At 70.5% G+C, this 24,790-nt stretch carries 18 protein-coding genes; 15 read left to right on the top strand and 3 right to left on the bottom strand.

All coding sequences use genetic code 11. The features are described 5' to 3' along the window. Positions 1–88 precede the first annotated feature (88 nt). From OHB56_RS14995 to OHB56_RS14980, 4 genes are all read left to right on the top strand, one after another. Positions 89–436, top strand: coding sequence for a hypothetical protein (locus OHB56_RS14995; RefSeq protein WP_406353767.1), 348 nt, complete (start codon positions 89–91; stop codon positions 434–436). Next, positions 436–1,737 carry an FtsK/SpoIIIE domain-containing protein gene (locus tag OHB56_RS14990; protein WP_406359068.1) on the top strand — a complete coding sequence of 434 codons (1,302 nt, stop codon included), beginning with the start codon at positions 436–438 and terminating at the stop codon, positions 1,735–1,737. The genes OHB56_RS14995 and OHB56_RS14990 overlap by 1 nt, the downstream gene beginning before the upstream one ends. After that, a complete protein-coding gene (locus tag OHB56_RS14985) occupies positions 1,734–1,931 on the top strand; it encodes a hypothetical protein (protein WP_388220595.1) in 198 nt (65 codons plus the stop codon). The genes OHB56_RS14990 and OHB56_RS14985 overlap by 4 nt, the downstream gene beginning before the upstream one ends. Before the next feature lie 190 nt (positions 1,932–2,121). Then, positions 2,122–3,603 carry a replication initiator gene (locus tag OHB56_RS14980; protein ID WP_406359066.1) on the top strand — a complete coding sequence of 494 codons (1,482 nt, stop codon included), beginning with the start codon at positions 2,122–2,124 and terminating at the stop codon, positions 3,601–3,603. Between the two features lie 170 nt (positions 3,604–3,773). Here OHB56_RS14980 and OHB56_RS14975 read toward each other — a convergent pair whose 3' ends face one another. Further along, entirely contained in the window at positions 3,774–5,336 is a 1,563-nt protein-coding gene (locus tag OHB56_RS14975) for a recombinase family protein (RefSeq protein WP_406353765.1), read from the bottom strand. A 495-nt stretch (positions 5,337–5,831) separates the two neighbouring features. Between OHB56_RS14975 and OHB56_RS14970 the strand changes: the two genes are divergently transcribed. Further along, positions 5,832–7,886 carry a restriction endonuclease gene (locus OHB56_RS14970; RefSeq protein WP_406353764.1) on the top strand — a complete coding sequence of 685 codons (2,055 nt, stop codon included), beginning with the start codon at positions 5,832–5,834 and terminating at the stop codon, positions 7,884–7,886. A 159-nt stretch (positions 7,887–8,045) separates the two neighbouring features. Here the strand turns inward: OHB56_RS14970 and OHB56_RS14965 are convergent, their stop codons facing one another. Then, the gene (locus OHB56_RS14965; RefSeq protein ID WP_406353762.1) at positions 8,046–9,044 is read right to left on the bottom strand and encodes an ion transporter; all 999 of its coding nucleotides are present in this window, start codon (positions 9,042–9,044) and stop codon (positions 8,046–8,048) included. 177 nt (positions 9,045–9,221) lie between these two features. On the opposite strand from OHB56_RS14965, the gene OHB56_RS14960 reads away from it, so the two are divergent. From OHB56_RS14960 to OHB56_RS14950, 3 genes are all read left to right on the top strand, one after another. Next, a complete protein-coding gene (locus OHB56_RS14960) occupies positions 9,222–10,343 on the top strand; it encodes a hypothetical protein (RefSeq protein ID WP_406353760.1) in 1,122 nt (373 codons plus the stop codon). Positions 10,344–10,391: 48 nt separating this feature from the next. After that, a complete protein-coding gene (locus OHB56_RS14955; protein WP_406353758.1) occupies positions 10,392–11,168 on the top strand; it encodes a TIGR03936 family radical SAM-associated protein in 777 nt (258 codons plus the stop codon). Between the two features lie 261 nt (positions 11,169–11,429). After that, positions 11,430–15,665 carry an Rne/Rng family ribonuclease gene (locus OHB56_RS14950; protein ID WP_406353756.1) on the top strand — a complete coding sequence of 1,412 codons (4,236 nt, stop codon included), beginning with the start codon at positions 11,430–11,432 and terminating at the stop codon, positions 15,663–15,665. A 203-nt stretch (positions 15,666–15,868) separates the two neighbouring features. On the opposite strand, the gene OHB56_RS14945 is transcribed toward OHB56_RS14950, so the two are convergent. Then, positions 15,869–16,282: a transcriptional repressor gene (locus tag OHB56_RS14945; protein ID WP_326752720.1), complete on the bottom strand. Its 414-nt coding sequence runs from the start codon at positions 16,280–16,282 to the stop codon at positions 15,869–15,871. A 188-nt stretch (positions 16,283–16,470) separates the two neighbouring features. Between OHB56_RS14945 and OHB56_RS14940 the strand changes: the two genes are divergently transcribed. The 7 genes from OHB56_RS14940 (at position 16,471) to OHB56_RS14910 (ending at position 24,681) form a co-directional block, all read left to right on the top strand. Continuing rightward, positions 16,471–17,934, top strand: coding sequence for a catalase (locus OHB56_RS14940; RefSeq protein WP_326752719.1), 1,464 nt, complete (start codon positions 16,471–16,473; stop codon positions 17,932–17,934). A 178-nt stretch (positions 17,935–18,112) separates the two neighbouring features. After that, entirely contained in the window at positions 18,113–18,499 is a 387-nt protein-coding gene (locus tag OHB56_RS14935; protein WP_326752718.1) for an ankyrin repeat domain-containing protein, read from the top strand. A 238-nt stretch (positions 18,500–18,737) separates the two neighbouring features. Further along, positions 18,738–19,058, top strand: a complete 321-nt coding sequence (rplU, locus tag OHB56_RS14930) for a 50S ribosomal protein L21 (RefSeq protein WP_003976204.1) — start codon at positions 18,738–18,740, stop codon at positions 19,056–19,058. 14 nt (positions 19,059–19,072) lie between these two features. After that, the gene (gene rpmA / locus OHB56_RS14925; RefSeq protein WP_007449530.1) at positions 19,073–19,327 is read left to right on the top strand and encodes a 50S ribosomal protein L27; all 255 of its coding nucleotides are present in this window, start codon (positions 19,073–19,075) and stop codon (positions 19,325–19,327) included. Positions 19,328–19,444: 117 nt separating this feature from the next. Beyond that, the gene (obgE, locus tag OHB56_RS14920; RefSeq protein WP_326752717.1) at positions 19,445–20,893 is read left to right on the top strand and encodes a GTPase ObgE; all 1,449 of its coding nucleotides are present in this window, start codon (positions 19,445–19,447) and stop codon (positions 20,891–20,893) included. 252 nt (positions 20,894–21,145) lie between these two features. After that, positions 21,146–22,699 carry an alkaline phosphatase D family protein gene (locus tag OHB56_RS14915; RefSeq protein ID WP_406353752.1) on the top strand — a complete coding sequence of 518 codons (1,554 nt, stop codon included), beginning with the start codon at positions 21,146–21,148 and terminating at the stop codon, positions 22,697–22,699. A gap of 485 nt (positions 22,700–23,184) precedes the next feature. Continuing rightward, positions 23,185–24,681, top strand: coding sequence for a bifunctional cytidylyltransferase/SDR family oxidoreductase (locus tag OHB56_RS14910; RefSeq protein ID WP_326752715.1), 1,497 nt, complete (start codon positions 23,185–23,187; stop codon positions 24,679–24,681). Positions 24,682–24,790 lie beyond the last annotated feature (109 nt).

Genomic DNA, 24,790 nt, shown 5'->3' with positions numbered 1-24,790 from the left:
CCGTACAGGACTCCATAGTCGTAACTCGTAAGGACAAGTGACGTCAGTACTTGATCTGGCGTCCTGACTGGCCAGGGAGGCCAACGAAATGCAGTCCATTCCCGTGGACACGGCTCGGCTGGGCGTACTGAGGTGCGCCATCGCGCCGGAAGCGAAGATCAGTAACTCCGAGACACAGGAGGTGAAGAAGGACCGGGACGGCAACCCCGTCTACACGGTGGCCGTGACCGTGCGGCAGGACCGGCGGCGGATCTCCGTCATCGAGATCGCCGTGAGCGGTGCCCCGAAGGGCATCGAGGAAGGGCAGATCGTCAAGGTCACCGGCCTGACGGCGTTCGCCTGGTCGATGGGCGACCGGCACGGCGTCAGCTTCCGCGCGGACGCGATCACGCCCGTGCACGGCTCGGCGGCGCAGGGCAAGGGCGGTGACGCGTGATGGGGCCGATCCTGCTGGCCTTCGCCCTGGCCGCGCTGGCCTGGATGCTGGTCGTCGGCGACCTAGTGCGCCGCCATCGTCCGGCCTGGCACTGGTACCTCGTCGGCTACCCGGCAACCGCGTGCCGGCTGATGGCGACCTGGCGCAAGGTAGCCATGCTCAACGACCTCGCCGTCTCCCGGCGCCCTCCGCGCGGGCTGCTCGGTGACCTGGTCGTCAAAGGGGATCCACTGCGGCCGGTGGCTCCTCGAATCTCCTTCCCGCGGGCCACGCCCATGGGCCTGACCCTGGTCGTGCGGCTGCACGCGGGACAGACACCGGCCACGTACATGAAGGCTGCGGATGCGCTGGTGCACGCATGGAAGGTTCATGCGGTCCGCGTCACCTCCCCGGAACGCGGGCTCGTGCTGCTGACCGCGACGGCCACGGATCCGCTGGAGCGGCCCGGCTTAGCCACGGCCCATGTCGAGCTGCTCTCTGCGCTCATCGGTGCCCTGGAGAGTGGCGGTGCCTGGGTGATGAACCTGCGGCTCGTGCCGCACTGGCTGATTACCGGAGCCACGCGATCCGGCAAGTCCACCCTGTTGGCCCGGCTGATCACCCAACTTGCGACTCAGCCGGTCGCCCTGGTCGGCATCGACTGCAAGGGCGGCATGGAACTCGGACTGTTCGCCGGACGGCTGAGCGCACTCGCCACGTGCAGGCGTGAGGCGGTCGCCGTGCTCTCCGCCCTGGTCGTCGATATGCAGGACCGGATGAGCGCGTGCCGGTCGGCGGGGGCGCGCTCCATCTGGGAACTGCCGGACACACTACGGCCGGTGCCGGTCGTTGTGATCGTCGACGAGATCGCTGAGCTGTATCTGTCCGACGGCACCCGTGAGGGCAAGGCAGAGGCGGAGCAGTGCTCCACACTCCTGCTCCGCCTGGCCCAGCTCGGCGCCGCCCTCGGCATCCATCTGGTGGTGGCCGGCCAACGCGTCGGATCCGACCTCGGCCCCGGCGTTACCGCCCTGCGCGCCCAACTCGGCGGCCGTGTCTGCCACCGCGTGAACGACCCCGGCACGGCAGAAATGACCCTGGGCGACCTGAACAAGGACGCTGTCGCCGTCGCCCAGTCGATCACGGCGGAGGAGCGCGGGGTCGCCGTGTGCACCGGTCCGGACGGCGGCTGGAGCCGCGCCCGTTCCCACCTCACTCCCACGGAAGAGGCCGTCTCGACGGCTCGGAAGTACGCCGCGATGGCGCCGGAACTGCCTGCCCTGGATCGCGCTCTCGCAGCGCTGGAAGGAGACGACAAGTGATCAGCGAAGGTGTGGCGTTCACGTTCGCGGTGATCTTCGGGATCATCACCGTTCTTCTCGTCCGCTCCCGCGACGTCCGCGCCTGGGAAGCGGTCTGCGTCGGCCTGTTCGGCCTCTACCTCGGCCAGACCCCCGTGCTCTACACCGTCCACGGCCTCGTCACCTGGGTCATCAGCGGCTTCTCCCACACCTGACCAACGAAGGGAACACAACGGCATGCCTATGCCTCGCGTGAGGTGCCCCCACTGCAAGGGCGACGGAGCCCGCAGGACCTGGACCGGACGCCATCGGCGCTGCCGCGTCTGCCGCGGCACCGGAACCATCCGCTGACCCCACAGCACCGCCTCTGACCAGGAAGGAAGTGATCCCCATGACTGCCGGCGCATCACCACCCGCTATCCGTGCCGCTCCGGCGGCCCACCCCGGAAGGTCACCACCATCACCCCGGATTCCACCCCGGCTGTCAGGCGCGCCGTCCTCGACCGTGCGGCGCGCCTGCGTCAGCTTCCCGAAGCAGACCGCGACGCCATCCGCCTAGCCCAAGATCCCAAGTTCCTCCGCCTTCTGGAGCAGATCACCGCAACCGGCGGCTGCACCTACCCCATCCATCTCTCTGGTTTCACCACCACTCTCGACGGTGCGACCGGCGAGATCTTCCACCACTACGACACCCGCAACGAGCCCGGTGAACGCCTCCTCGTCCGCTGCCGCAACCGACGCGCAACCGTCTGCCCCGCCTGCTCCCGTCTCCATGCGGGCGACACCTACCACCTCGTACGTGCCGGCCTCCTCGGTGGCAAGAACGTCCCCACAGCGGTCCGCCATCGCCCCCGGCTGTTCGTCACACTGACCGCGCCGTCCTTCGGACCGGTCCATCGTGCCGGGGAACTGTGCCGTCCCCGACGCGGTGGGGGCACCTGCGAACACGGACGCCCTCTCGGCTGTCCCGTCGTGCACGCCCCGGATGCTGCGGCTGTGGGGCAACCGCTGTGCCCCGACTGCTACGACTACACCGCTCACGTCCTGTGGCACGCCCATGCCTCCAGGCTCTGGGACCGGTTCGTCATCGACGTACGCCGCCGCCTCGCCTCCTCGGTCGGCCTCGTACAGTCCCACTTCGCCCAGCACGCTCGACTGTCCTTCGCCCGCGTCGCCGAGTATCAGAAGCGCGCTGCCGTCCACGTGCACGCCGTCGTCCGCCTCGACGGCCCGACAGGATCGGACGACGAACCCCCGGCCTGGGGCACAGCGGAACTGCTCACCGACGCCGTACGCGCATCCGCCCGGCGGGTCCTGGTCCGTACGCCCTACAGCCTGGCCGTGGGCGAGCTGACATTGCGCTGGGGCGCCCAGGTAGATGCCCGGCCCCTGCGCATCGATGGCGATGGACCCGACGATGACGCGGTCGCCGCCTACGTGGCGAAGTACGTCACCAAGGGAGCGAGCGAAACCGGCGCCGGCCTCGACCACCCGCTCACCACCTGGGCCGATATCGGCTCCGCCCCCGTCAGTGAGCACGTACGCACCCTTATGCACACCTGCTGGCGCCTCGGTGCTCTTTCCGAGTACGCGCCGCTCCGTCTCCGCGCCTGGGCCCATACCCTCGGCTACCGGGGTCACATCCTCACCAAGTCCCGTGCCTACTCCACGACGTACGCGGCCCTGCGCGCGGAACGCGCCCACCACATGGGCCACTCCGATGTGCCTGAATCCGTCACCGAAAGGCACTGGCGCTACATCGGCTCCGGCCACACCCCCGGCGCTGCGCTCATCGCGGCCGGTGTTGCCGAAGACCTTGCCGAGTCCCGGCGGCTCAGCGCGGATGCGGTGCAGCAGGGGAGGTGGGGCGGTGACTCCCTTGCCTGAGCGAGAGACCGCAGACAGCGGGGCCATGAGCCTGATCGAAAGCGAGATCGTGATCGTGGACGAGGACGGCACGGAAGAACCGTTCGACGCCACCTCGTGGTTTGAGTGAGACGAGAGGCCGCCTCCCCACATATAGGGGAGGCGGCCTTGTCCGTCTGAGCTGGGCTACGTCAGAGGGCCTGCGCGAAGTCGTCCTCTCGGATCACAAGTCGTTCACGGACGTCCTTCGGGATCAGCAGGCGAAGGTGCACCTTCGGGGCTCGTACCTTCGGCACCTTCGTGCGGGTGACCTCACAGCGGATCCCGACCCGGTACAGGTCTGCGGTCATGGCCTCCATGCCGCCCTCCTGCCAGTGCTCCCGGAACGTCTTCCCACCGTGGACGTTGACCCACCGGTCCTTCGCCGTCTCGGGGTCGATGGCCTCGAGTTCCCCGATGAGCTTGTCGAGGGTCGTCTCTGCCTGCTCCTTCGTGAACCGGGTCTTCGTGTACCGACCACCGGGTTCGAGCTCCTTCATGTACAGCGCGATGGAGTCTTGAAGGCGCTTGATCTCCCTCCGGACCTCGGCTCCCTCCGCGTACTGGCGAACCTCCACAGGGAAGTCCCCGAGGACCTTGAGCACGTCCTCTACCAAGCGCTCGTAGATACTCTGCGGGTTGGGTGCGCCACGTCCACCGCTCTTGCAGTTGCGGCACCGTAGGTAGTGGTAGGTCCCGAAGACGTTGTCCGTGATGTGAACGGTCATGTTCGTCTTGCAGTCGGCACACAGCAGCACCCCCAGGAACTGAGTGAGTCCACCGACCCGGCGCGGGGGCTGCTTCTTCATCCGCTTGTCGAGAGCCGCACCGAGGGATGCGAACTCCTCCTCGCTGAAGATCGGGGGAGCGACCTTGATCGGCCTGCCGTCCCTGCCGAGTACTGGCTTCGAACGTCGTTGCCCACCGTTCTTGTCCTCCTCCACCCGGTAGCCGAGCAGAGCGGGGTTACGGAGACGGCGTACAAGCGTCGCCACCGTAAGCCCTTGGCTCATGAGGCCGGACCGCTTCAGGCAGCGCACCATGAACCGGGCGGAGCGTCCTCGAAGTGCCATACGCCGGGCCCAGTGCAGAGCTTTGTGAGCCTCGGGATCGATGGCGAGAATGACCTTCCCCGTGCCGCCCTCGGCCGTGACGTAGCCGTATGCCGGCTTGCCGATGATCCAGTTCTCTTGGGTCTTTGCGTAGTCCCACAGGCTCGTGACGCGGGTGGAGGTGTTGGCCGCTTCGATCTCGGCGATGCCACCGATGATCGTGACCATGATCTTCCCGGCGGTCGTCGTGAGGTCAAGGCTGTCGTTCTTCGAGACCAGGTTCTTCCCGCGCTTGAGACTCCACTCGATCATCGTTGAGAGATCGGAGAGGCGGCGCACGAACCGATCGAGTTTCCAGAACAGGATCTCATCGAACTCGGGGGAGCGGTTGTTCAGCCAGTCACCCAGCTCCTTCCTCTTCCATGGTGGGACCTTCGTCGCCGACACGTTCAGGTCCGAGGCGACACCGATGACTCGGCACCCTCGTTCCCTGGCCAGGACGCGAAGGTCAAGCTCCTGCCGCACCGGGGATGTCGTCTCGTCCGTTAACACCGATAAGCGGATGGACAGGAGAGCCCGAGGTGCGTCCTCAGGAAGCAGGGCCTCGGCCCGCTTCAGCTCCTCCAGCAGCGCAAGGTCGGCTTCGGTCCACTCGGCTTCCACGTTGTAGGCCGCTCGCGCAGGTGCGAACTGCCGCTGTCCTCGTTTACCCATGTGGGGCAGCATGGCGCGGTTTTGAACGTATTTCCATATGCCCTCAGCTCGACACCAGTATTCAGATCGGACCGACGGGCAAGAAGCTGCTCCCGCTGACGGTCAAGAACACGGCGCCCGCTTCCGCGACGAGCGGTCACGCGCACTGAGGCGAAGCGGGTCCGCGCCCTCGCGGCGCCGTGAAGCCTGCTGCGGAGCTCGGTGGAGCCCCCTTCCGAACGGAAGGGGGCTCCACTGTTTCCCGGTGCGTCCGACGACGCTGCGAAGGCGCCCCGCCGGGCCGCAGGCACGTCGCAGACCTGCCTGGGCCGCCCTTTTCGGTGGCCCTTGGCAAGGTGACGTCATAGGCGGTGATTGCTGGATAAGGTCGTCAGGTCACGATTGGTTGCGGGGGCAACCAAAGTTCGGTCGGCGCTGCCGACGTCCTGGGGAGGGCCTGAGCGCATGAGTCGTCGCTCTGCTGGTTTCGTCACTACGTGGGCCGAGGCGCAGCGCCAGTACCAACGCCGGATCGAGGCCGAGCAGCGGCGGCGTCGTGAGGAAGCCCGGCTGGCGCGGGACCACCAACGGCGTGCCGCTCAGGGGCACCGGGAGTACCGGCAGGCGGAGGCCGGACGGCGTACGGAGGAGCTGGACGCGCGGGTCGCGGCCCTGCGGGGACTCCTGGCCGAGGGATGCCGGGCGCCGGCTTTCGGGGCGGCGTCCCTGATGCGGGTGGAAGACGTTCCGCCGTTCGACCCGGGACGGCTCGCATGGCCGGTGAACATGCCGGATCCGAGCCGGTACCAGGCGCAGGGCGGCTGGACGGCCGGCCGTCGTGCACAGGCGGAGGCCGAGGCGCGCACCCGTTTCGAGTACGACTGGCACCGGGCGCAGGCCGCCGAGGCGCAGCGGCAGCAGGAACTGGCCGCTCTCCAGCGGGACCACGAGCGGCGGGCCGAGGCGCAACGGGCCGAGGTGCGACGGCACAACGACGGCATCACCGAAGCGGCCGCGGGCGTCGGACGCGGCGACCCCGGACTCGTGGTCGAGTACTTCTCGGCGGCCCTCTACGCGTCGGCCGCCTGGCCGGAGGGCTTCCCCCGGCAGGTGGCGGCCGCCTTCGATCCGGCGGCCCGGCAGTTGGTGCTGGAGTGGGAGCTGCCCGGGTACGAGGTCGTTCCGGAAGCGAAGTCGGTGAGGTACGTACCGGACCAGGACAAGGAGACGGCGCGGCCGGTGACCCAGCGGCGGGCGCTGTACCGGGAGGTGCTGGCGCAGAGCGTGCTGCTGGTTCTGCACCAGCTCTTCGCGGCGGACGAGTACGGGATCCTGGACTCGGTGGCGCTGAACGGCTTCGTGGACGCCCCCGACCCGGCGACGGGCAGGCAGTCGCACATCTTCCTGGCCACCGTCATGGCCGAGCGAGCGGCTTTCACCGGCCTGCATCTGGAACAGGTGGACGCGACGAGTTGTCTGACGGAGGCGCTGCGAGGGCAGATCACGACCCGCCCCGACCAGCTCACGCCCGTACGGCCGAGCCGCCGGCCGCAGGACGTCGGCAACCAGGCCGTCCCGCACGGCGGCGGTCAGGAGGAGCCGGACCTGTACGACATGGACCCGATCGCCTTCGAGGCGCTGGTCGCCGACCTCTTCCGGGCCATGGGGATGCAGGCGGTGACGACGCAGCGCTCGAACGACGGCGGCGTGGACGTCGACGCGCTGGACCCGACGCCCGTCCGCGGCGGCAAGATCGTCGTCCAGGTGAAGCGCTACCGCGGCACCGTGCCGCCCACCGCGGTGCGCGACCTGTACGGCACGGTCCAGGACGCCGGCGCCAACAAGGGCGTTCTCGTGACCACGTCGGGCTTCGGCCCCGGCTCCCACACCTTCGCCCGAGGCAAGCCGCTGGAGTTGATCCCGGGTGGTGAACTCGTCGACCTGCTGCACCGGCACGGGCTTCGGGGGCGTCTGGGGGAGAGGGGCCGGCCGGCTTCCGCGGGGCCGGCGGCACCCGTTCCCGAGACGTCGTCCGAGGACCACAACGTGCTGGGCATGACGTGGTCCGGGAACGTCGCGCTGGATGTCTGCGCGCTCGTCTGCCGGGGCAACCGGGTCCTCGACGAGGACCACTTCGTCTTCTTCAACAACCCGCGGACCCCCGATGGTTCGGTGCGCGCGGTGCCTGCTTCGGGGCCGGACAAGGCGGCGATCAGGGTCTCCTTCGACGGGCTGCCGGCGGACGCTGACCGGTTCGTGCTGGTGGCGGCGGTGGATCCGGAGGCGAATCCGGACGCCGATCTCTCCGGTTTCACCGACGCCTGCGTCCGTCTGCTCGACCCGTCGATGACGGAACTCGGCCGGCTCGAGGTGTCCGACGGCCGTCCCGGCGAGACGGCGTTGGTGCTCGGTTCCTTCCGGCACAGGCCCAGTGGCGACTGGGAGTTCGTGCTGGGCGGGAAGGGATACCGGGGAGGCCTGGAGCAGCTCGTCCAGGACTACGGCATCGAGGTGGAGTAGACACACCCGGCGGTGGGCTGACGGCGCCCGACGGCGGCTCAGGACACGTCGCACCGGCGGGCCCGCTCCGGAGCGCGGGGCTTCGGAGCGGGCCCGCCCTCGTCGCAGCCCGTGCCGGCGCTGCGCGGTCTGTGCGGGCGGTGCGGTGCGGCGGCCGTGTTACGACCGCGCGGTGTCGCGTGCCGGTACCGGTGCCGTTGCCGGACCGGGTGGGTGGGCGGCGAGGAAGGGCGGGAGGACGGCTTCGAGGTCGTCCAAGGCCTTTCTCGCGATGGCGATGCGGGTGCGCAGGTCCACGTCGGGGTCCGGGACCGGAGCCGGAGCCGGAATCGGGGCCGGGGCCGGAATCGAGGGAGGGACCGGGGCAGGGGCAGACGGGGCGTCGGGGGTGGGGGACTGTTCGCGTTCCAGTTCGCGGGCCTCCTCCAGGGAGCTGATGACGACTCCTATGAGGACGTTGACCAGGACGAACGAGGCGATCAGTACGTAGGAGGCGTAGTAGACGATGCTCCAGCGGGAGATCTCCAGGCCCGCGTGGACCGCGTCTCCGAGGCCGTCCAGGGTCATCAGCAGGAAGAGGGTGAGGACGGCGCGGCCGAGTGAGCCGTACTGGCCCGGGTTCGCCTCGCTGAAGAAGACCCAGCCGACCATGGCATAGAGATACAGCAGGAGCGCGCCCACCAGCAGGAAGCTGACGGTGCCGGGCAGGCTGCGGGCCACCGCCACGATGACGATGCGCAGTTGGGGCAGGAAGCGGGCGGTGCGCAGGACGCGGGCCAGGCGCAGGAGCCGCAGGACGGTGGTGTTCTCGCGGACGAGGGGCAGGAACGCGCAGGCGACGACGGCCATGTCGAAGAGGTTCCAGGGGTCGCGGAAGAAGTCACGGGGACGGTCGGCGTGGGCGCAGACGCGCACGGCTATCTCGACGGTGAAGGCGGCGATGCAGAGGTGTTCGGCGAGGTGTAACCAGTGGTGCCATTCGCGGGCGAGTCCGCTGTAGGTCTCGGCTCCGAGCAGGACCGCGTTGGCGATGATCAGGGCGAAGACGGACAGGGCGAACCAGCGGGCCTCGGTGAGGGCGCGGGCTCTCTGCGCCAGTACCTGACGCAGGGCCCGGGGCCGGGGCATGGCGCCCGTGGGGGCAGGGTGGTCGTTCATCGTGCTGTATCTGCTCCTTTGTGCCGCGCGCCATGCCCGTGGTGCGGGCGGGCCGGTGGGTTCGCGCAGCGGTGACACTCCAGAGCCGATTTCTACAGCATTGTAGATTTGCGAGTGTGCGCGCGGAGGGGGCGGTGCCGGTGCATCCGAATGGCTTGCCGGGGCGTCCTCACTTGCATGGAACTGGAGAAGCTGGACGCCGGGACACCGGCACCGCCCGTGCACCGGCCTCACCCGCGGCAGCCGGAGGCGGCGGGCGAGGGGTGTCTGGTCGTGGCGATCCGCCTGCCGGTGCGTGTCGTCGTGTTCCTCGTGGTCCTGCCGGTGCGGCTGGTGTGGGACGCGTGTGCCGCCGCCGCGCGGTGGCTGGACCGCGCCGTGTTCCGTCCGCTCGGCCGGGCGCTGCTGTGGACCGGGCGCGCGGTCTTCGTGTGGCCGCTGGTGGGACTGTGGCGCCATGTCCTCGTGCCGCTCGGCGGAGTGCTCGCCCGGCTCGGGAACCTGGTGGTCGTCGTGCCTGCCGGGTGGCTGTACCGGTACGTGCTCGTGCCGGTCGGGCAGGCGCTGGTGTGGCTGTACGCGCGGGTGCTGACGCCCCTCGGGCACGGGGTGATGTGGGGGGTGCGCGGGATCGTGGCCGTCCTGGCCGCGACCGGGCTCGGGGTGTTCGCGGTCCTCGCCCGGCTCACGCGGTACCTCGTCGTCGTGCCCTGTGCGTGGCTGTACACGTGGGTGCTCACGCCCGTCGGGCATGCCGTCGCCTGGTGCGCGAAGGGACTGGTACGGCTGGTGGGCATGCTCGTCACCGGCATCGGTACGGGGCTGTACTGGATCACCCGGATTTTGTTCGTGCTGCCCCTGCTCGCCGTGTGGCGCTGGGTTCTGGTGCCGGTCGGGCGGGTGCTCGCCGTCGTCGCGCGGGAGATCTGGAACGCCCTCGGACATGCCTGGCGGGTCACCGGGTACGTCTCGCTCGCGGTGGGGCGGTTCCTGATGACCCTCTTCCGGTGGGGCGTCGTGGAACCGGTGCGCTGGGTGTACACGCGTGTCCTGACGCCGGTGGGGCACGTGGTGCGGGACGCGGTGCTGCGGCCCGCCGCCGCGGCGGCGGGTGCCGCGGGACGGGCCGTCCGGCAGTCCCTGGCCTCCGCGCGCCTGACGCTGCGGCAGGCGCGTGCCGACATCCGCCGGGTGCTGGTCGGGGAACAGCGGCCGGCACGGGACGGGAACCGACGGGAACCTATCGCCGGTGACACGCGTACTCTTGGTAGCAGTACGACCGCACTCACGAAGGACTGAACGACACTGGGCAAGCGACAGCCCGAAGGCCCGCCGCCCGCACCCGCGGTGCAGCGCATCCGACTGCGCTACACCAAGCGCGGCCGCCTCCGGTTCACCAGCCACCGTGACTTCCAGCGTGCCTTCGAGCGCGCGCTGCGCCGTGCCGAGGTGCCGATGGCGTACTCGGCGGGGTTCACGCCGCACCCGAAGGTCTCGTACGCCAATGCCGCACCCACCGGCACGGGCAGTGAGGCGGAGTACCTCGAGATCGCGCTCACCCGGGAGCGCGACCCGGAACTGCTCAGAACGCTCCTCGACGAGTCGCTGCCCACCGGCCTCGACATCGTGGAGGCGGTCGAGGCCCGCACCTCGGGGCTCGCCGACCGGCTCACGGCCTCGGTGTGGGAGCTGCGGCTGGACGGTGTCGACGCCGAGGAGGCCCGCCGAGCGGTGGACGCCTTCAACGCGGCGGAAACCGTCGAGGTGCAGCGCCGGACGAAGAACGGCGTCCGTACGTTCGACGCCCGTTCCGCGGTCGTGGAACTGGCGAGCGTGGAAACGCCCTCATCACCGGCTGATAGGCCGACCGGCCGGCCCTGTGCGATACTGCGGCTGGTTGTTCGGCACGTGACGCCTGCCGTTCGACCCGACGACGTCCTGTCCGGCCTCCGCGCCGTGGCCGATCTGGCGCCGCCGGTCCCCGCAGCGGTGACCAGGCTGGCGCAGGGGCTGCTCGATGAAGAGACCGGCACGGTGACCGACCCGCTCGCGCCCGACCGCGAGGCAGCAGCGACCGAGCCCCATCCGGCCGGTGACACTGCCACCGCGACGGTGCCGGCGTAAGGAAGGTCCCGCGTAGGGACGGACGTCGTAGCGCCGCCCTCGTACCTCGGGAGCCACCTGGGTCGGGCAGCGCACCCACCACAAGACTTTCGCCAGGCCGTGCGCATTCGGTGTACGGAACCGGCGAGACAGGACACAGAGAGCTCCCGTGCGGCGCCCGCGCCCCGGACGGCGGTAACCGCGCTTCGCGCGAACCGCGGACGTCACCGGCATCGCCGGACCAGGTGCGGCGCCCGGGAGCCTGACGGGAGAAACCCCCGCATGCTCGAACCGACCGAGCCCACAGAGGGCTCCGAACCGAACAGCCCCAGCGACACCCTGCCGCCGCGCCGCCGGCGCCGGGCCGCGTCCCGCCCCGCCGGACCGCCCGCGACGGCCTCCGGTACGGCCGACGAAACGGCCGCCCCGGCCATACCGGCCGCCGAGCCCGCCGAGCCGCTCGACGAGAACGACGAGCTCGCGGCTGCGGAAGGCACCGGGACCGAAACGGCCGCGACGCCCGAGCCGGTGACGGTCCGGGCCGAGGCGCCGGCCGCCGCGGACGACGCCGCTCCGCGCAGGCGCCGCCGCGTGGTGCGCCGCCCGGCCTCGTCCGCGAGCGAGCCGGAGGCGGCGGAGGCCGCCGAGACCGTCGTACCGGCGACCGAGACCCCGGCCGCTCCGGCCGCCGAGCCCGCCGCGGACACCGCGCCGACCGCGGAAGCGGCCCCGCCGCGTGCGCGCCGTCGTGCCACGCGCCGCGTGACCTCGCCGACGGCCACCGTCGCCGGGACCACCGAACCTGACCTGAGCGCCGCGAGTGCCGAGAGCACCGTGACCGCGGACAGCCCGCAGGCCGCCGAGACCGCGGTTGCTTCCGACACCGCCGCCCCCGTGGAGACCATTCCCGCGGACACCGCCGAGACCGCCGTCGCCGACGACGCGGCTCCCCGCCGCACCCGGCGTCGTGCCTCGCGCCGTGTCTCCGCTCCCGCGACCGCCGAGACGGCGCAGGCCGGTCAGGCCGCTCCGTCCGCCGAGGCCGACGCCTCCCCCGCCGAGGAGGCGAAGGCTCCCGTGAGCGAGACCACCGGAGAGATCCCGAAGACCCCCGCGGCGTCTGCGGTGTCCGAGACGCCCGAGGTGTCCGAGGCGCCTGCCGCGGACGACGCCGCTCCGCGCCGCCGTCGCCGTACGGTCCGCAAGCCCGCCGCCGGATTCGCCGAGCCCGCCCGGCCCGCCGCAGGGTCGGCCGGAGCCGCGGAGGCCGGGACGACGAAGCGTCCCGCACGTCCCGCGGTCGCCGTCTTCCAGGCCCCCGTGTTCACCGAGCCCCAGTTCCAGACCCCGGAGCGGGCCGCCGCCGAAGCGGCCGCCGAGGCCGCCGGTGCGGTGGAGCCCGACGAGCCGGAGGAGACCGAGGAGCTCCCGGAGGAGCAGCCCGTCGCCTCCCGCCGCCGGCGCCGCCGCCGGGGCGCTGCCGACGAGACCGAGGCGGCACCGGCCGCCCAGGCCGCTTCCGGCGGCAGCACCCGCGCCGAGCCCGCTCCCGACGCCCGCGCCGAAGACGGGACGGACGCCGACGCGGACGCCGACGAGCAGGCCGAGGACCACGCGGACGACGACCAGGACGAGAACGAGGGCCCCGGCTCCCGCCGTCGCCGCCGCCGGGGCGGCCGTCGCCGCAGGCGCGGCGAGTCCGCCGAGGCCGACGCCGAGGGCGGCGAGTCCGAGGACGACGCCGAGCATGGCACCGAGGACGCCGAGGACACCGACGACGGCTCCGCCGACGACGCGGAGGACACCGACGAGTCGGCCGAGGACCGTGACGACACGGGCGCCGCGGGCGGCTCCAGCAGCAGCCGGCGCCGTCGTCGCCGGCGCCGCCGGGCCGGGGACGGTGGCGGCGAGACCGAGGCCTCCGGCGACGATCCCGAGCGCACCGTCGTCAAGGTCCGTGAGCCGCGCAAGGTCTCCGAGCCGTCGGACGAGGTGCAGTCCATCAAGGGCTCCACGCGTCTGGAGGCGAAGAAGCAGCGCCGCCGGGAAGGCCGTGAGCAGGGCCGCCGACGCGTCCCGATCATCACCGAGGCCGAGTTCCTGGCCCGTCGCGAGGCCGTCGAGCGCGTCATGGTGGTCCGGCAGTACGGCGACCGCACGCAGATCGGCGTCCTGGAGGACGGCGTGCTCGTCGAGCACTACGTCAACAAGGAGCAGGCCACCTCGTACGTCGGCAACGTGTACCTCGGCAAGGTGCAGAACGTGCTGCCGTCGATGGAGGCCGCCTTCATCGACATCGGCAAGGGCCGCAACGCCGTGCTCTACGCCGGTGAGGTCAACTTCGAGGCGCTGGGCATGGCCAACGGCCCGCGCCGGATCGAGGCCGCGCTGAAGTCCGGCCAGCCGGTCCTCGCCCAGGTGACGAAGGACCCGATCGGGCACAAGGGCGCCCGTCTGACCAGCCAGGTCTCCCTCCCGGGCCGCTACCTCGTGTACGTCCCCGAGGGCTCGATGACCGGCATCAGCCGCAAGCTGCCCGACACCGAGCGGGCCCGGCTGAAGACCATCCTCAAGAAGATCGTCCCCGAGGACGCGGGCGTCATCGTGCGCACCGCCGCCGAGGGCGCGAGCGAGGACGAGCTGCGCCGTGACGTCGAGCGGCTGCAGGGGCAGTGGGAGGACATCAAGAAGAAGTCCAGGAGCGGCGGCAGCTCGAACGCGCCGACGCTGCTGTACGGCGAGCCGGACATGACCGTCCGGGTCGTGCGGGACATCTTCAACGAGGACTTCTCCAAGGTCATCGTCAGTGGCGACGAGGCTTGGGAGACCATCCACGGGTATGTCGCGCACGTCGCGCCCGACCTGGCCGACCGGCTGCAGAGGTGGACCAGCGAGGTCGACGTCTTCGCCACGTACCGGATCGACGAGCAGCTCGCCAAGGCGCTCGACCGCAAGGTCTGGCTGCCCAGCGGCGGTTCGCTGGTGATCGACCGGACCGAGGCGATGATCGTCATCGACGTCAACACCGGCAAGTTCACCGGTCAGGGCGGCAACCTCGAGGAGACGGTCACCAGGAACAACCTGGAGGCGGCCGAGGAGATCGTGCGCCAGCTGCGGCTGCGCGACCTCGGCGGCATCATCGTCATCGACTTCATCGACATGGTCCTGGAGTCCAACCGGGACCTGGTGCTGCGGCGCCTGCTCGAGTGCCTGGGCCGGGACCGTACGAAGCACCAGGTCGCCGAGGTGACCTCGCTGGGCCTGGTGCAGATGACCCGCAAGCGGGTCGGCCAGGGTCTGCTGGAGTCGTTCTCGGAGACCTGCGTCCACTGCAACGGGCGCGGTGTCATCGTCCACCTGGACCAGCCCACCTCCACCGGAGGCGGCGGCAAGCGCAGGAAGCGGGCGCGGGCCGGGGCCGGGGAGCACCTCCACGAGCACGAGGCCGACGTCGTCACGACGGCGGAGCAGGAGGCGGAAGAGGAGACGGAGGCCGAGGTCGCCGCCGAAGCCGCCGAGCCGCTCGCGCTTCCGGCCCCCGAGTACACCCCCGACGAGGAGCTGTACAGCAGCGCCGCCGAGGCGGAGGCCGCGGCCACCCGCGGCCGTGGCCGCCGCCGGGTGAGCCGGAGGGCCTCGGCCCCGGCAGGCACGCCGAGGCGCGAGGAGCGCCGTCGCGAGCCGGCCGCCGCCGAGACCACGGGCGCGGCCATCGCCGAGGAGCCCTCGGTTCAGGTGCCGACGGCTCAGGACACGACGGCCGCGCAGGAAGCCGCGCGTCCGGTGCAGCCGGAGCCGGCCGCCGAGGCGTACGCCGTACCGGCCGCCGCCGAGGACCCGGTCGTCGAGGCACCCGCCGAGACCCCCGTCGAGGCACCCGCTGCCGAGGAAGCCGCTCCCAGGGTCCGTACGCGTCGCCGGGCCACCCGCAAGGTGTCCGCGCCGGCCGGTTCCCCGGCGGGTGCCGAGGCCGCGGTGGTGACGGTCATGGAGACCGTCCCCACGGCCGCCCCGTCGGAGCCCGAGCAGGCGTCCGAGCCGGTGGCCGGGCAGTCCCCGGCCGAGGCGCCCGAGGCGGCGGCCGAGACCGCCTCGCCGCCGCGCCCGCGCCGCCGCGCGGTGCGCAAGCCGACCGTGTCCACCGCGTCCGAGGAGGCGGCCGTCGTGGTCGTCCCGTCGGCCACGGCGGACCAGGCGGCTCCAGCGGACCAGGCGGACCAGGCGGACCAGGCGGCAGCGGTCACCACCGAGGCGGAGGCCGTCGAGGAGGCCGCCGAGGAGACGGCTCCGGCCAGGAAGACCGCCCGAGCGACGGCCAAGAAGGCCACGGCGAAGAAGGCCGCCACGAAGAAGGCGACGACGGCCAAGAAGACGACGGCGAAGAAGACCGTCGCCAAGAAGACGACGGCCAAGAAGACCGTCGCCAAGAAGACCGTGGCCAAGAAGACGACGGCGAAGAAGACCGCGGCAGCGGCCCAGCAGCCGTCGCCCTCGGTCACGGCGTCGACGGAGGACTGATCAGGGCCCGCCCTACGGGGCGGTACGCGAAGAGGCGCGGACACCGGTGACATTCGGTGTCCGCGCCTCCCCGCGTTTCCCCCGGACCGGACCTCGAACGCCGGCCCGCCCCGCGGGACACGGACACCCGGCCCGTGGGCGGGCCGGGTGTCCCGGGTTCCGGAGCGCCGGCCGCCGCCTTCGGCCGTGCCCCGGCCCCGGCATCACGCCGTGCAGTTCGGACAGATGCCGCGGTAGGTCAGCGCGACGTCGGAGACCGTGTATCCGAAGCGCTCCGACTCCGGAAGGGCCGAGAGGGCGTCGCCCGTGGGGTGCACGTCGCGGATCGTTCCGCAGCGGTCGCAGAGCAGGTGGTGATGGGGACGGCGCGCGTTCGGGTCGTAGCGCGTGGCGCGATGGTCGGTCGAGACCTCGAGGAGCTCGCCCAGGGACACCAGTTCGCCCAGGGTGTTGTAGACCGTCGCCCGGGAGATCTCGGGCAGCCGCTCCGTCGCCCGCGCGTGCACCTCGTCGGCGGTCAGGTGGATGTGGTCTCCGCTGAGAACCTCGGCGACGACACGCCGCTGTGCGGTCAGGCGCCAGCCACGTTCCCGAAGCCTCTTCAAGAGATCACTCATGCATGTCACCCTAACCAGCGATGGAACCCAGCTCAAGAACAGGTATGGTTCTGAAAGTCGCCTTGACTTAGACCTTGTCCAACGTAGGGTATGCGATGCGAGCCGCGGAGCGGCTCGCGCGGATGCTCGGACGGCCAGGACCGCAGGCATTGATCACAGGCGAAGAACCACTCACCGAGGAGCGAGTTTTGACCGAGAACAACCAGAAGCCCTTGACGACGGCCGCCGGCGCGCCGGTTGCCAACAACCAGGACTCCATGACGGCCGGTCCGCGCGGTCCGATGCTCCTGCAGGACGTGTGGTTCCTGGAGAAGCTCGCGCACTTCGACCGCGAGGTCATTCCGGAGCGCCGGATGCACGCCAAGGGCTCGGGTGCGTTCGGCACGTTCACGGTGACCCACGACATCACGCGCTACACGAGCGCGAAGATCTTCTCCGAGATCGGCAAGAAGACCGAGATGTTCGCGCGGTTCTCCACCGTCGCCGGTGAGCGCGGCGCGGCCGACGCCGAGCGCGACATCCGCGGCTTCGCCCTGAAGTTCTACACGGACGAGGGCAACTGGGACCTGGTCGGCAACAACACCCCGGTCTTCTTCTTCCGCGACCCGCTGAAGTTCCCGGACCTCAACCGCGCGGTGAAGCGCGACCCGCGCACCAACCTCCGCGACGCCGAGAACAACTGGGACTTCTGGACCAACCTCCCCGAGGCCCTGCACCAGATCACGATCGTGATGTCCGACCGCGGCATCCCCGCCTCGTACCGGCACATGCACGGCTTCGGCTCGCACACCTACAGCCTGATCAACGCCGAGGGCGAGCGGTTCTGGGTCAAGTTCCACCACCGCACCCAGCAGGGCATCAAGAACCTCACCGACGCCGAGGCCGAGGCCCTGGTCGGCAAGGACCGCGAGTCCCACCAGCGCGACCTCTACGACGCGATCGAGGACGGCGACTTCCCGAAGTGGAAGCTGTTCGTCCAGGTCATGCCGGAGGCCGACGCGGAGAACTACCGCTTCCACCCCTTCGACCTCACCAAGGTCTGGTCGAAGAAGGACTACCCGCTGATCGAGGTCGGCGAGTGGGAGCTCAACCGCAACCCCGAGAACTACTTCGCGGACGTCGAGCAGGTCGCCTTCACCCCGGCGAACGTGGTTCCGGGCATCAGCTACTCGCCCGACAGGATGCTGCAGGGCCGGCTGTTCTCCTACGGCGACGCCCAGCGCTACCGCCTCGGCGTGAACCACCACCAGATCCCCGTCAACGCCGCGAAGAACCCGGTGAACACCTACCACCGCGACGGCGGCATGCGGGTCGACGGCAACCAGGGGTCCACCCCGGGCATCGAGCCCAACTCGTACGGACGCTGGCAGGAGCAGCCGGCCTACCGCGAGCCGAACCTGGCTGTGGGCGCCGTCGCCGACCGGTTCAACTTCCGTGAGGACGACGACAACTACTTCGAGCAGCCCGGGAACCTGTTCCGCCTGATGAGCCCCGAGCAGCAGCAGGTTCTCTTCGAGAACACGGCGCGCGCCATCAACGGCGCGTCGGAGCAGACCGTCGAGCGGCACATCGCCAACTGCACCCAGGCCGACCCGGCCTACGGCGAAGGCGTCCGCAAGGCGATCGAGGCCCTGGCCGCCGGCAACCTCTGAGCCCGGCCGCTCGAGGGGCAGGCGGTACGCCCCACGCCGTGCCCGGCGCGGACCACTGTGTGGTCCGCGCCGGGCACGGCGCAGTCATCGCCCGACGTCCTCATGGGCATGACCGGCGCAACCGCTTGCCCCGCACTGTCGTTTGACCAGCACGACCGTTCGACCAGGAGAGATGCGCATGAGCAGGGACGGTCTGACACCTGAGCAGACGGAGCGCGTCGTGGCCCTCGCCATGGATCTGGCCCGCGAGGGCAGCACCGAGCAGGTGGTGGAGTTCGTGGAGCACGGGCTGCCGGTGGACGTGACCGATGCGGCCGGCAACACCCTGCTGATGCTCGCCGCCTATCACGGCCACGCCGGCACCGTGCGGGCCCTGCTCCGGCTCGGCGCCGACCCGGACCTGCGGAACGCCCGGGACCAGGCCCCCCTCGCCGGCGCCCTGTTCAAGGGTGCGGACGAGGTGGTCGAGGTGCTGCGGGAGGCCGGTGCGGACCTGGACTCCGGCACGCCGACCGCGCGGGTCGCGGCGACCATGTTCGGGCGCGCCCACCTGCTCGAGAACTGACCCGCCGGACGGGGCCCCGTCCACCGGGCGCCCGTCGCCGTCACCGGTGGTCGGGGCCCGGTTTGACCCCTTGGGGCCACGCCCCGTAACCTTGACCGTCGGCGTGTCCATCGGGACTGCCACATCCCCGTAAACCTTTTCCTCCCGGGTGCATGGAATGGCTCGGGAGAGGTTGCCCGTGTGTCTGTCGGGCGGCTGGCCTGCGGGGTGCCGTTCTTCGAGTGAGAGTGAGATCCGCGTGTACGCCATCGTGCGCAGCGGTGGTCGCCAGCACAAGGTTGCTGTCGGCGACATCGTTGAGGTTGACAAGATTTCCACGGGCAAGGTCGGCGACACGGTCGAGCTCTCGACCCTGCTCGTCGTCGACGGCGACGCCGTCACCAGCGACCCGTGGGTGCTGGCCGGCATCAAGGTCCAGGCCGAGATCGTGGACCACCACAAGGGCCAGAAGATCGACATTCTGCGCTACAAGAACAAGACCGGCTACCGCCGTCGTCAGGGCCACCGCCAGCAGTACACGGCGATCAAGGTCACTGAGATCCCCGCGGCTGCGAAGTAAGGGACTGAGGAGAGATGGCACACAAGAAGGGCGCATCGTCCACCCGGAACGGTCGCGACTCGAATGCCCAGCGGCTCGGCGTGAAGCGCTTCGGCGGTCAGGCCGTCAACGCGGGTGAGATCCTCGTCCGCCAGCGTGGCACCCACTTCCACCCCGGCGCCGGCGTCGGCCGTGGTGGCGACGACACGCTGTTCGCGCTGGAGGCCGGTGCGGTGCAGTTCGGCACCCACCGCGGCCGCAAGGTCGTGAACATCGTTCCGGTCGCCTGATCGGAAGCTTTCGCGAGGCGGACCTCACTTCCCCGGCGGGAAGGTGGGTCCGCCTTTCGCGTGTTAACCAGGAAATACGTACGCACGTACACCTCACTGTCTCTGGAGGCACCCCACATGACCACCTTCGTGGACCGCGTCGAGCTGCATGTCGCCGCGGGTAGCGGAGGTCACGGCTGTGCCTCCGTCCACCGTGAGAAGTTCAAGCCGCTGGGCGGACCCGACGGCGGGAACGGCGGGCGGGGCGGCGACGTGATCCTCATCGTCGACCAGTCCGTGACCACCCTGCTCGACTACCACCACTCCCCGCACCGCAAGGCCACCAGCGGCAAGCCCGGCGAGGGCGGCAACCGCAGCGGCAAGGACGGCCAGGACCTCGTCCTTCCGGTGCCGGACGGGACCGTCGTCCTGGACAAGGCGGGCAACGTGCTCGCCGACCTGGTGGGACACGGGACCTCGTACATCGCCGCCCAGGGCGGCCGGGGCGGGCTCGGGAACGCCGCCCTCGCCTCCGCACGGCGCAAGGCGCCCGGGTTCGCGCTGCTCGGTGAGCCGGGAGACCTGCGGGACATCGGCCTGGAGCTGAAGACCGTCGCCGATGTGGCGCTGGTCGGCTACCCGAGTGCGGGCAAGTCCTCGCTGATCTCCGTGCTCTCCGCAGCCAAGCCCAAGATCGCCGACTACCCGTTCACCACCCTCGTGCCCAACCTGGGCGTCGTCACCGCCGGTTCGACCGTCTACACCATCGCCGACGTGCCGGGACTCATCCCGGGTGCCAGCCAGGGCAAGGGGCTCGGGCTCGAGTTCCTGCGGCACGTGGAGCGGTGCAGTGTGCTCGTGCACGTGCTGGACACGGCGACGCTGGAGTCCGACCGCGACCCCGTCTCCGACCTCGACGTCATCGAGGAGGAGCTGCGGCAGTACGGCGGTCTCGACAACCGTCCCCGCGTCGTCGTCCTCAACAAGACCGACGTGCCGGACGGCAGTGACCTCGCCGAGATGGTGCGGCCGGATCTGGAGGCACGCGGCTACCGGGTCTTCGCGGTGTCCGCCGTCGCCCACCTCGGTCTGCGGGAACTGTCGTTCGCGCTGGCCCAGCTGGTCTCCGAGGCGCGGGCCGCCCGCCCGAAGGAGGAGTCGACGCGCATCGTCATCCGGCCCAAGGCCGTGGACGACGCCGGGTTCACCGTCACCCGCGAGGACGAAGGACTGTTCCGGGTACGTGGCGAGAAGCCCGAACGCTGGGTCCGCCAGACCGACTTCAGCAACGACGAGGCCGTCGGCTACCTCGCCGACCGGCTCAACCGGCTCGGCGTGGAAGCGGCGCTGATGAAGGCCGGAGCCCGCACCGGCGACGGTGTCGCCATCGGCCCCGAGGACAACGCCGTCGTCTTCGACTGGGAGCCGACGGTGACCGCCGGTGCGGAGATGCTCGGCCGGCGCGGCGAGGACCACCGCTTCGAGACGCCCCGCCCGGCCGCCCAGCGCCGCCGCGACCGGCAGGCCGAACGGGACGAGGCCGAGCAGGAGTACGACGAATTCGACCCGTTCCGCGACAAGTCGTAGGGCCTGCAGGGGCCTGTAGGCCCCGTGGGGCCCGAGGAGGGCACCGGACGGCTCCGGCGGCGGAAATTCCCCTCCGTCGCCCGCCGCTCACCTTCAGGACCCGCCCGGGCAACGGGACGTTCCCGTGCCGGGGCGGGTTTCCTCTTGTCCGCTTCATTGTCATGCACGCGACCCTGTGGGTTCAGTGCGCGGACCTTCCGGACCGAGAACTTCCCCGTGTCCACGTCGCATGCGAGGCAGGGGAGTCCACCCATGTCCGGAGCAGTATCGCCCGACCGCCGCCGCGTTCTGACCGCCGGTGCCGCCGCGCTCGGCGCGGCGGCCTCCGCCCAGCTGTGGCTGCCGGCCACCGCTCGCGCGGCGGAGCGGAAAGCTTTGCCCGACGGGGTGTTCAGCCTGGGAGTCGCCTCCGGCGACCCGCTGCCGGACGGGATCGTGCTGTGGACCCGGCTCGCCCCCGACCCCCTGAACGGCGGAGGCATGCCGGACCGCACGGTGCCCGTCGAGTGGCAGCTCGCCGAGGATCCCCGCTTCAGGCGGATCGTCCGCCGGGGCACCGCCTGGGCCCGGCCCGCCTACGGCCACAGCGTCCACGTCGACGTACGCGGGCTGCGCCCGGACCGGCGGTACTGGTACCGCTTCCGCGCCGGCGGACAGCTCTCGCGGACCGGCCGCACCCGCACCGCTCCCCCCGCGCAGAGCGCGGGCGGCCACCTGAGGGTCGCGCTCGCCTCCTGCCAGAACTGGCAGCACGGCTACTTCACGCCGTACGCCGACATGCTCCAGCAGGACCCGGACGTCGTCGTGTTCGTCGGCGACTACATCTACGAGTCCAGCCCGTCGGCGACCGGGGTACGCCGTCACGAGGGCAGCGGGGAGCCGTACGGTCTGACCCAGTACCGCAACCGGTACGCCCAGTACCGCTCCGACCCGGATCTCGCGGCGATGCACGCGGGCGCCCCCTTCGTGGTCACCTTCGACGACCACGAGATCGACAACGACTTCGCCGGCGAGATCCCGCAGGACCCCGACAAGCAGTCGCACGACGCGTTCACGGCCCGGCTGACCGCGGGCTACCAGGCGTACTACGAGCACATGCCGGTCCGCGCGAGCGCCGTCCCGAACGGCCCGCACATCCGGATGCACCGCCGGCTGGAGTTCGGCCGCCTCGCCCGGCTCAACGTGCTCGACACCCGGCAGTACCGCAGCGACCAGGCGACCAGCCAGGAGGGCGCCCAGGACCCGTCGCTGACCATGCTCGGCGCCGCGCAGAAGCGGTGGCTGGTCGACGGACTGCGCCACTCGCCCGCCCGCTGGAACCTGATCGCCTCCCAGATCATGATGGCCGAGACCGACCTCCAGGTCGGCGAGGGCAAGCTCTGGTACTACGACGCCTGGGACGGCTACCAGAGTGAACGCAACGCGCTGCTCCAGGAGTTCCGGCGGGTGAGCAACCCCGTCGTGCTCACCGGCGACCGCCACCTGACCATGATCAGCGACCTCAGGGAGGACTTCGCCGACCCGTCCTCCGCGGTCGTGGGCGCCGAGTTCGTCGGTACGTCCGTCTCCAGCAACGGCGACCAGGACCAGGCCGCCTTCCGGGCGCAGTGGGACCCGCGGCGCGCGGACAACCCGCACTGGAAGCTGCTCGACGCCCACCGCGGCTACCACCTGTTCGACATCCGCCGGGGCGGCATCGACGCGAGGGTGCGGGTGGTGGACACCGTGGTGAAGCCGCAGGCCACGCCCCGTACGCTGGCGCGGCTGCGGGTGGAGGCGGGCCGCCCGGGGGTCCACGTGGTGTGACGGCCGTCCGGCGGCCGTCGGGCCGCCGCTCGACGAGGGCGGAGCCCGGGACCGACACGGTCCCGGGCTCCGCCCCGTTCTCCTCCCCGAGACCGAAAAGCCGCCGAATCTTTATGGGGGAATTCTTCGGGAAAGAGTGGGAGGACAAGATGAATTTCTTGTTGTCGGGCGCTTCGCTCTTTGTCGCACCCCGAATATGAAGAAAAGGTGCAGCCCCGCCCTGTGGACCGTGAAGATTCGTGCCTTCCGGAAGGAACCGGGGCCGCCGCGGCGACCGTCGGCGTACGCGCGGTCACGGGCTTCCCGCCTGTGCGGTTACTCACAGCGACGATCCGGGGGGCCCGGGAACCGTCGTCCGGCCACCGGGGGTCTAAGGTGAATGAAAGGTGGCGCGCACATATGCGAGGAAGGGCGCTCACCTTGCATTGCGGTAACCACAAGTGGGACCATTTTGCAGTTCCCTGATGCCCCAAGGTAGGTCACCTGTGTTCCAGCACATAGCCAAGCCCCGTACCACCGCAGTGATCCTGGCCGGTGGCACCGGTCAGCGGGTGGGTCTTTCGATCCCCAAGCAGCTGCTGAAGATCGCCGGCAAGGCAGTCATCGAGCACACCCTGACCACCTTCGAGAACGCCGACTCGATCGACGACATCATCGTGCTGATGGCGCCGGGCTATGTGCCCGACGTCGAGAAGATCGTCGCCAAGGCCGGGTTCAAGAAGGTCGCCCGGGTCATCGAGGGCGGTGCGACGCGGAACGAGACCACCGAGCGGGCCATCTCGGCACTCGGCGAGGGCCTGGCCGAGGGCGAGGACCGCAACGTCCTCTTCCACGACGCCGTCCGCCCCCTGCTGTCGCAGCGCGTCATCGACGACTGCGTGAACGCCCTGGAGCGCTACCAGGCCGTCGACGTGGCCATCCCGTCCGCCGACACCATCATCGTCACGCGGACGCACGGCGACGACGGCGAGTTCATCACCGAGATCCCGGACCGCGCCCGGCTGCGCCGCGGACAGACCCCGCAGGCGTTCAAGCTGTCCACGATCCGCCGTGCCTACGAGGTCGCCGCCGGTGACCCCAACTTCCAGGCCACGGACGACTGCTCGGTCGTGCTCAAGTACCTGCCCGACGTGCCGATCCACGTCGTCGCGGGCGACGAGTACAACATGAAGGTCACCCAGCCGGTCGACGTCTTCATCGCCGACAAGCTGTTCCAGCTCGCCTCCACCGCCACCCCCGAGCCCATGGGGGAGGACGCCTACCGCGAGCTGCTCACCGGCAAGACCGTCGTCGTCTTCGGCGGTTCGTACGGCATCGGCAAGGACATCTGCGAACTCGCCGAGTCCTACGGCGCCACGGTGTACGCGCTCGGCCGCTCCACCACCGGTACCCACGTGGAGAACCCGGAGGAGGTCGACGACGCGCTGTCCAAGGCGTACGCCGAGACGGGCCGCATCGACTACGTCGTCAACACGGCCGGTGTGCTGCGCATCGGGAAGCTGGCCGAGACCGACAACGCCACCATCGAGGAGGCGCTGAAGGTCAACTACCTGGCACCCGTGCAGATCGCCCGGTCGGCGTACAAGTACCTCGCCGAGAGCAAGGGCCAGCTGCTGCTCTACACCTCCAGCAGCTACACCCGGGGGCGCGCCGAGTACAGCCTCTACTCCTCGACCAAGGCCGCGATGGTGAACCTCACCCAGGCCCTGGCCGACGAGTGGGCCGGCGAGGGTGTCCGCGTCAACTGCGTCAACCCGGAGCGCACCGCCACGCCGATGCGGACCAAGGCTTTCGGCCAGGAGCCGGCGGGCAGCCTGTTGTCCTCCGAGGCGGTGGCCCGTACGTCCCTGGACGTGCTGCTCTCCGAGCTCACCGGTCATGTCATCGACGTACGGCAGCAGGACCCGACGGCGGGCGCGGCCCGCGCCAGCGGCTTCGAGCAGGCACTGGCGTCGGTGCTGGACCGTCAGGACGGCGTGTAATAATTGACGGCAAATAGACTCCGGTAATTCAGGCCTCTGCGGCCTCCCGTTTACGCAGTTCCTGCGCGGGTGTTCGCGGGGGCCTGAATCCGTCGGCAACGAATTACCC

Origin of the sequence: Streptomyces sp. NBC_01635 (genome assembly GCF_045209715.1) — a bacterium.
In the GTDB taxonomy this organism is placed as follows: domain Bacteria; phylum Actinomycetota; class Actinomycetes; order Streptomycetales; family Streptomycetaceae; genus Streptomyces; species Streptomyces hirsutus.
Note: the sequence above shows the minus strand (reverse complement) of the source record. Positions and strands in the feature narration are given on the sequence as shown.

Bases quoted from the DNA above. Each gene is read 5' to 3' on its own strand.
- OHB56_RS14995 (WP_406353767.1), top strand. From the start codon at position 89: ATGCAGTCCATTCCCGTGGACACGGCTCGGCTGGGCGTACTGAGGTGC.
- OHB56_RS14990 (WP_406359068.1), top strand. From the start codon at position 436: ATGGGGCCGATCCTGCTGGCCTTCGCCCTGGCCGCGCTGGCCTGGATG.
- OHB56_RS14970 (WP_406353764.1), top strand. From the start codon at position 5,832: ATGAGTCGTCGCTCTGCTGGTTTCGTCACTACGTGGGCCGAGGCGCAG.
- OHB56_RS14965 (WP_406353762.1), bottom strand. From the start codon at position 9,044: ATGAACGACCACCCTGCCCCCACGGGCGCCATGCCCCGGCCCCGGGCC.
- OHB56_RS14960 (WP_406353760.1), top strand. From the start codon at position 9,222: ATGGAACTGGAGAAGCTGGACGCCGGGACACCGGCACCGCCCGTGCAC.
- OHB56_RS14950 (WP_406353756.1), top strand. From the start codon at position 11,430: ATGCTCGAACCGACCGAGCCCACAGAGGGCTCCGAACCGAACAGCCCC.
- OHB56_RS14945 (WP_326752720.1), bottom strand. From the start codon at position 16,282: ATGAGTGATCTCTTGAAGAGGCTTCGGGAACGTGGCTGGCGCCTGACC.
- OHB56_RS14935 (WP_326752718.1), top strand. From the start codon at position 18,113: ATGAGCAGGGACGGTCTGACACCTGAGCAGACGGAGCGCGTCGTGGCC.
- rpmA (WP_007449530.1), top strand. From the start codon at position 19,073: ATGGCACACAAGAAGGGCGCATCGTCCACCCGGAACGGTCGCGACTCG.
- obgE (WP_326752717.1), top strand. From the start codon at position 19,445: ATGACCACCTTCGTGGACCGCGTCGAGCTGCATGTCGCCGCGGGTAGC.
- OHB56_RS14915 (WP_406353752.1), top strand. From the start codon at position 21,146: ATGTCCGGAGCAGTATCGCCCGACCGCCGCCGCGTTCTGACCGCCGGT.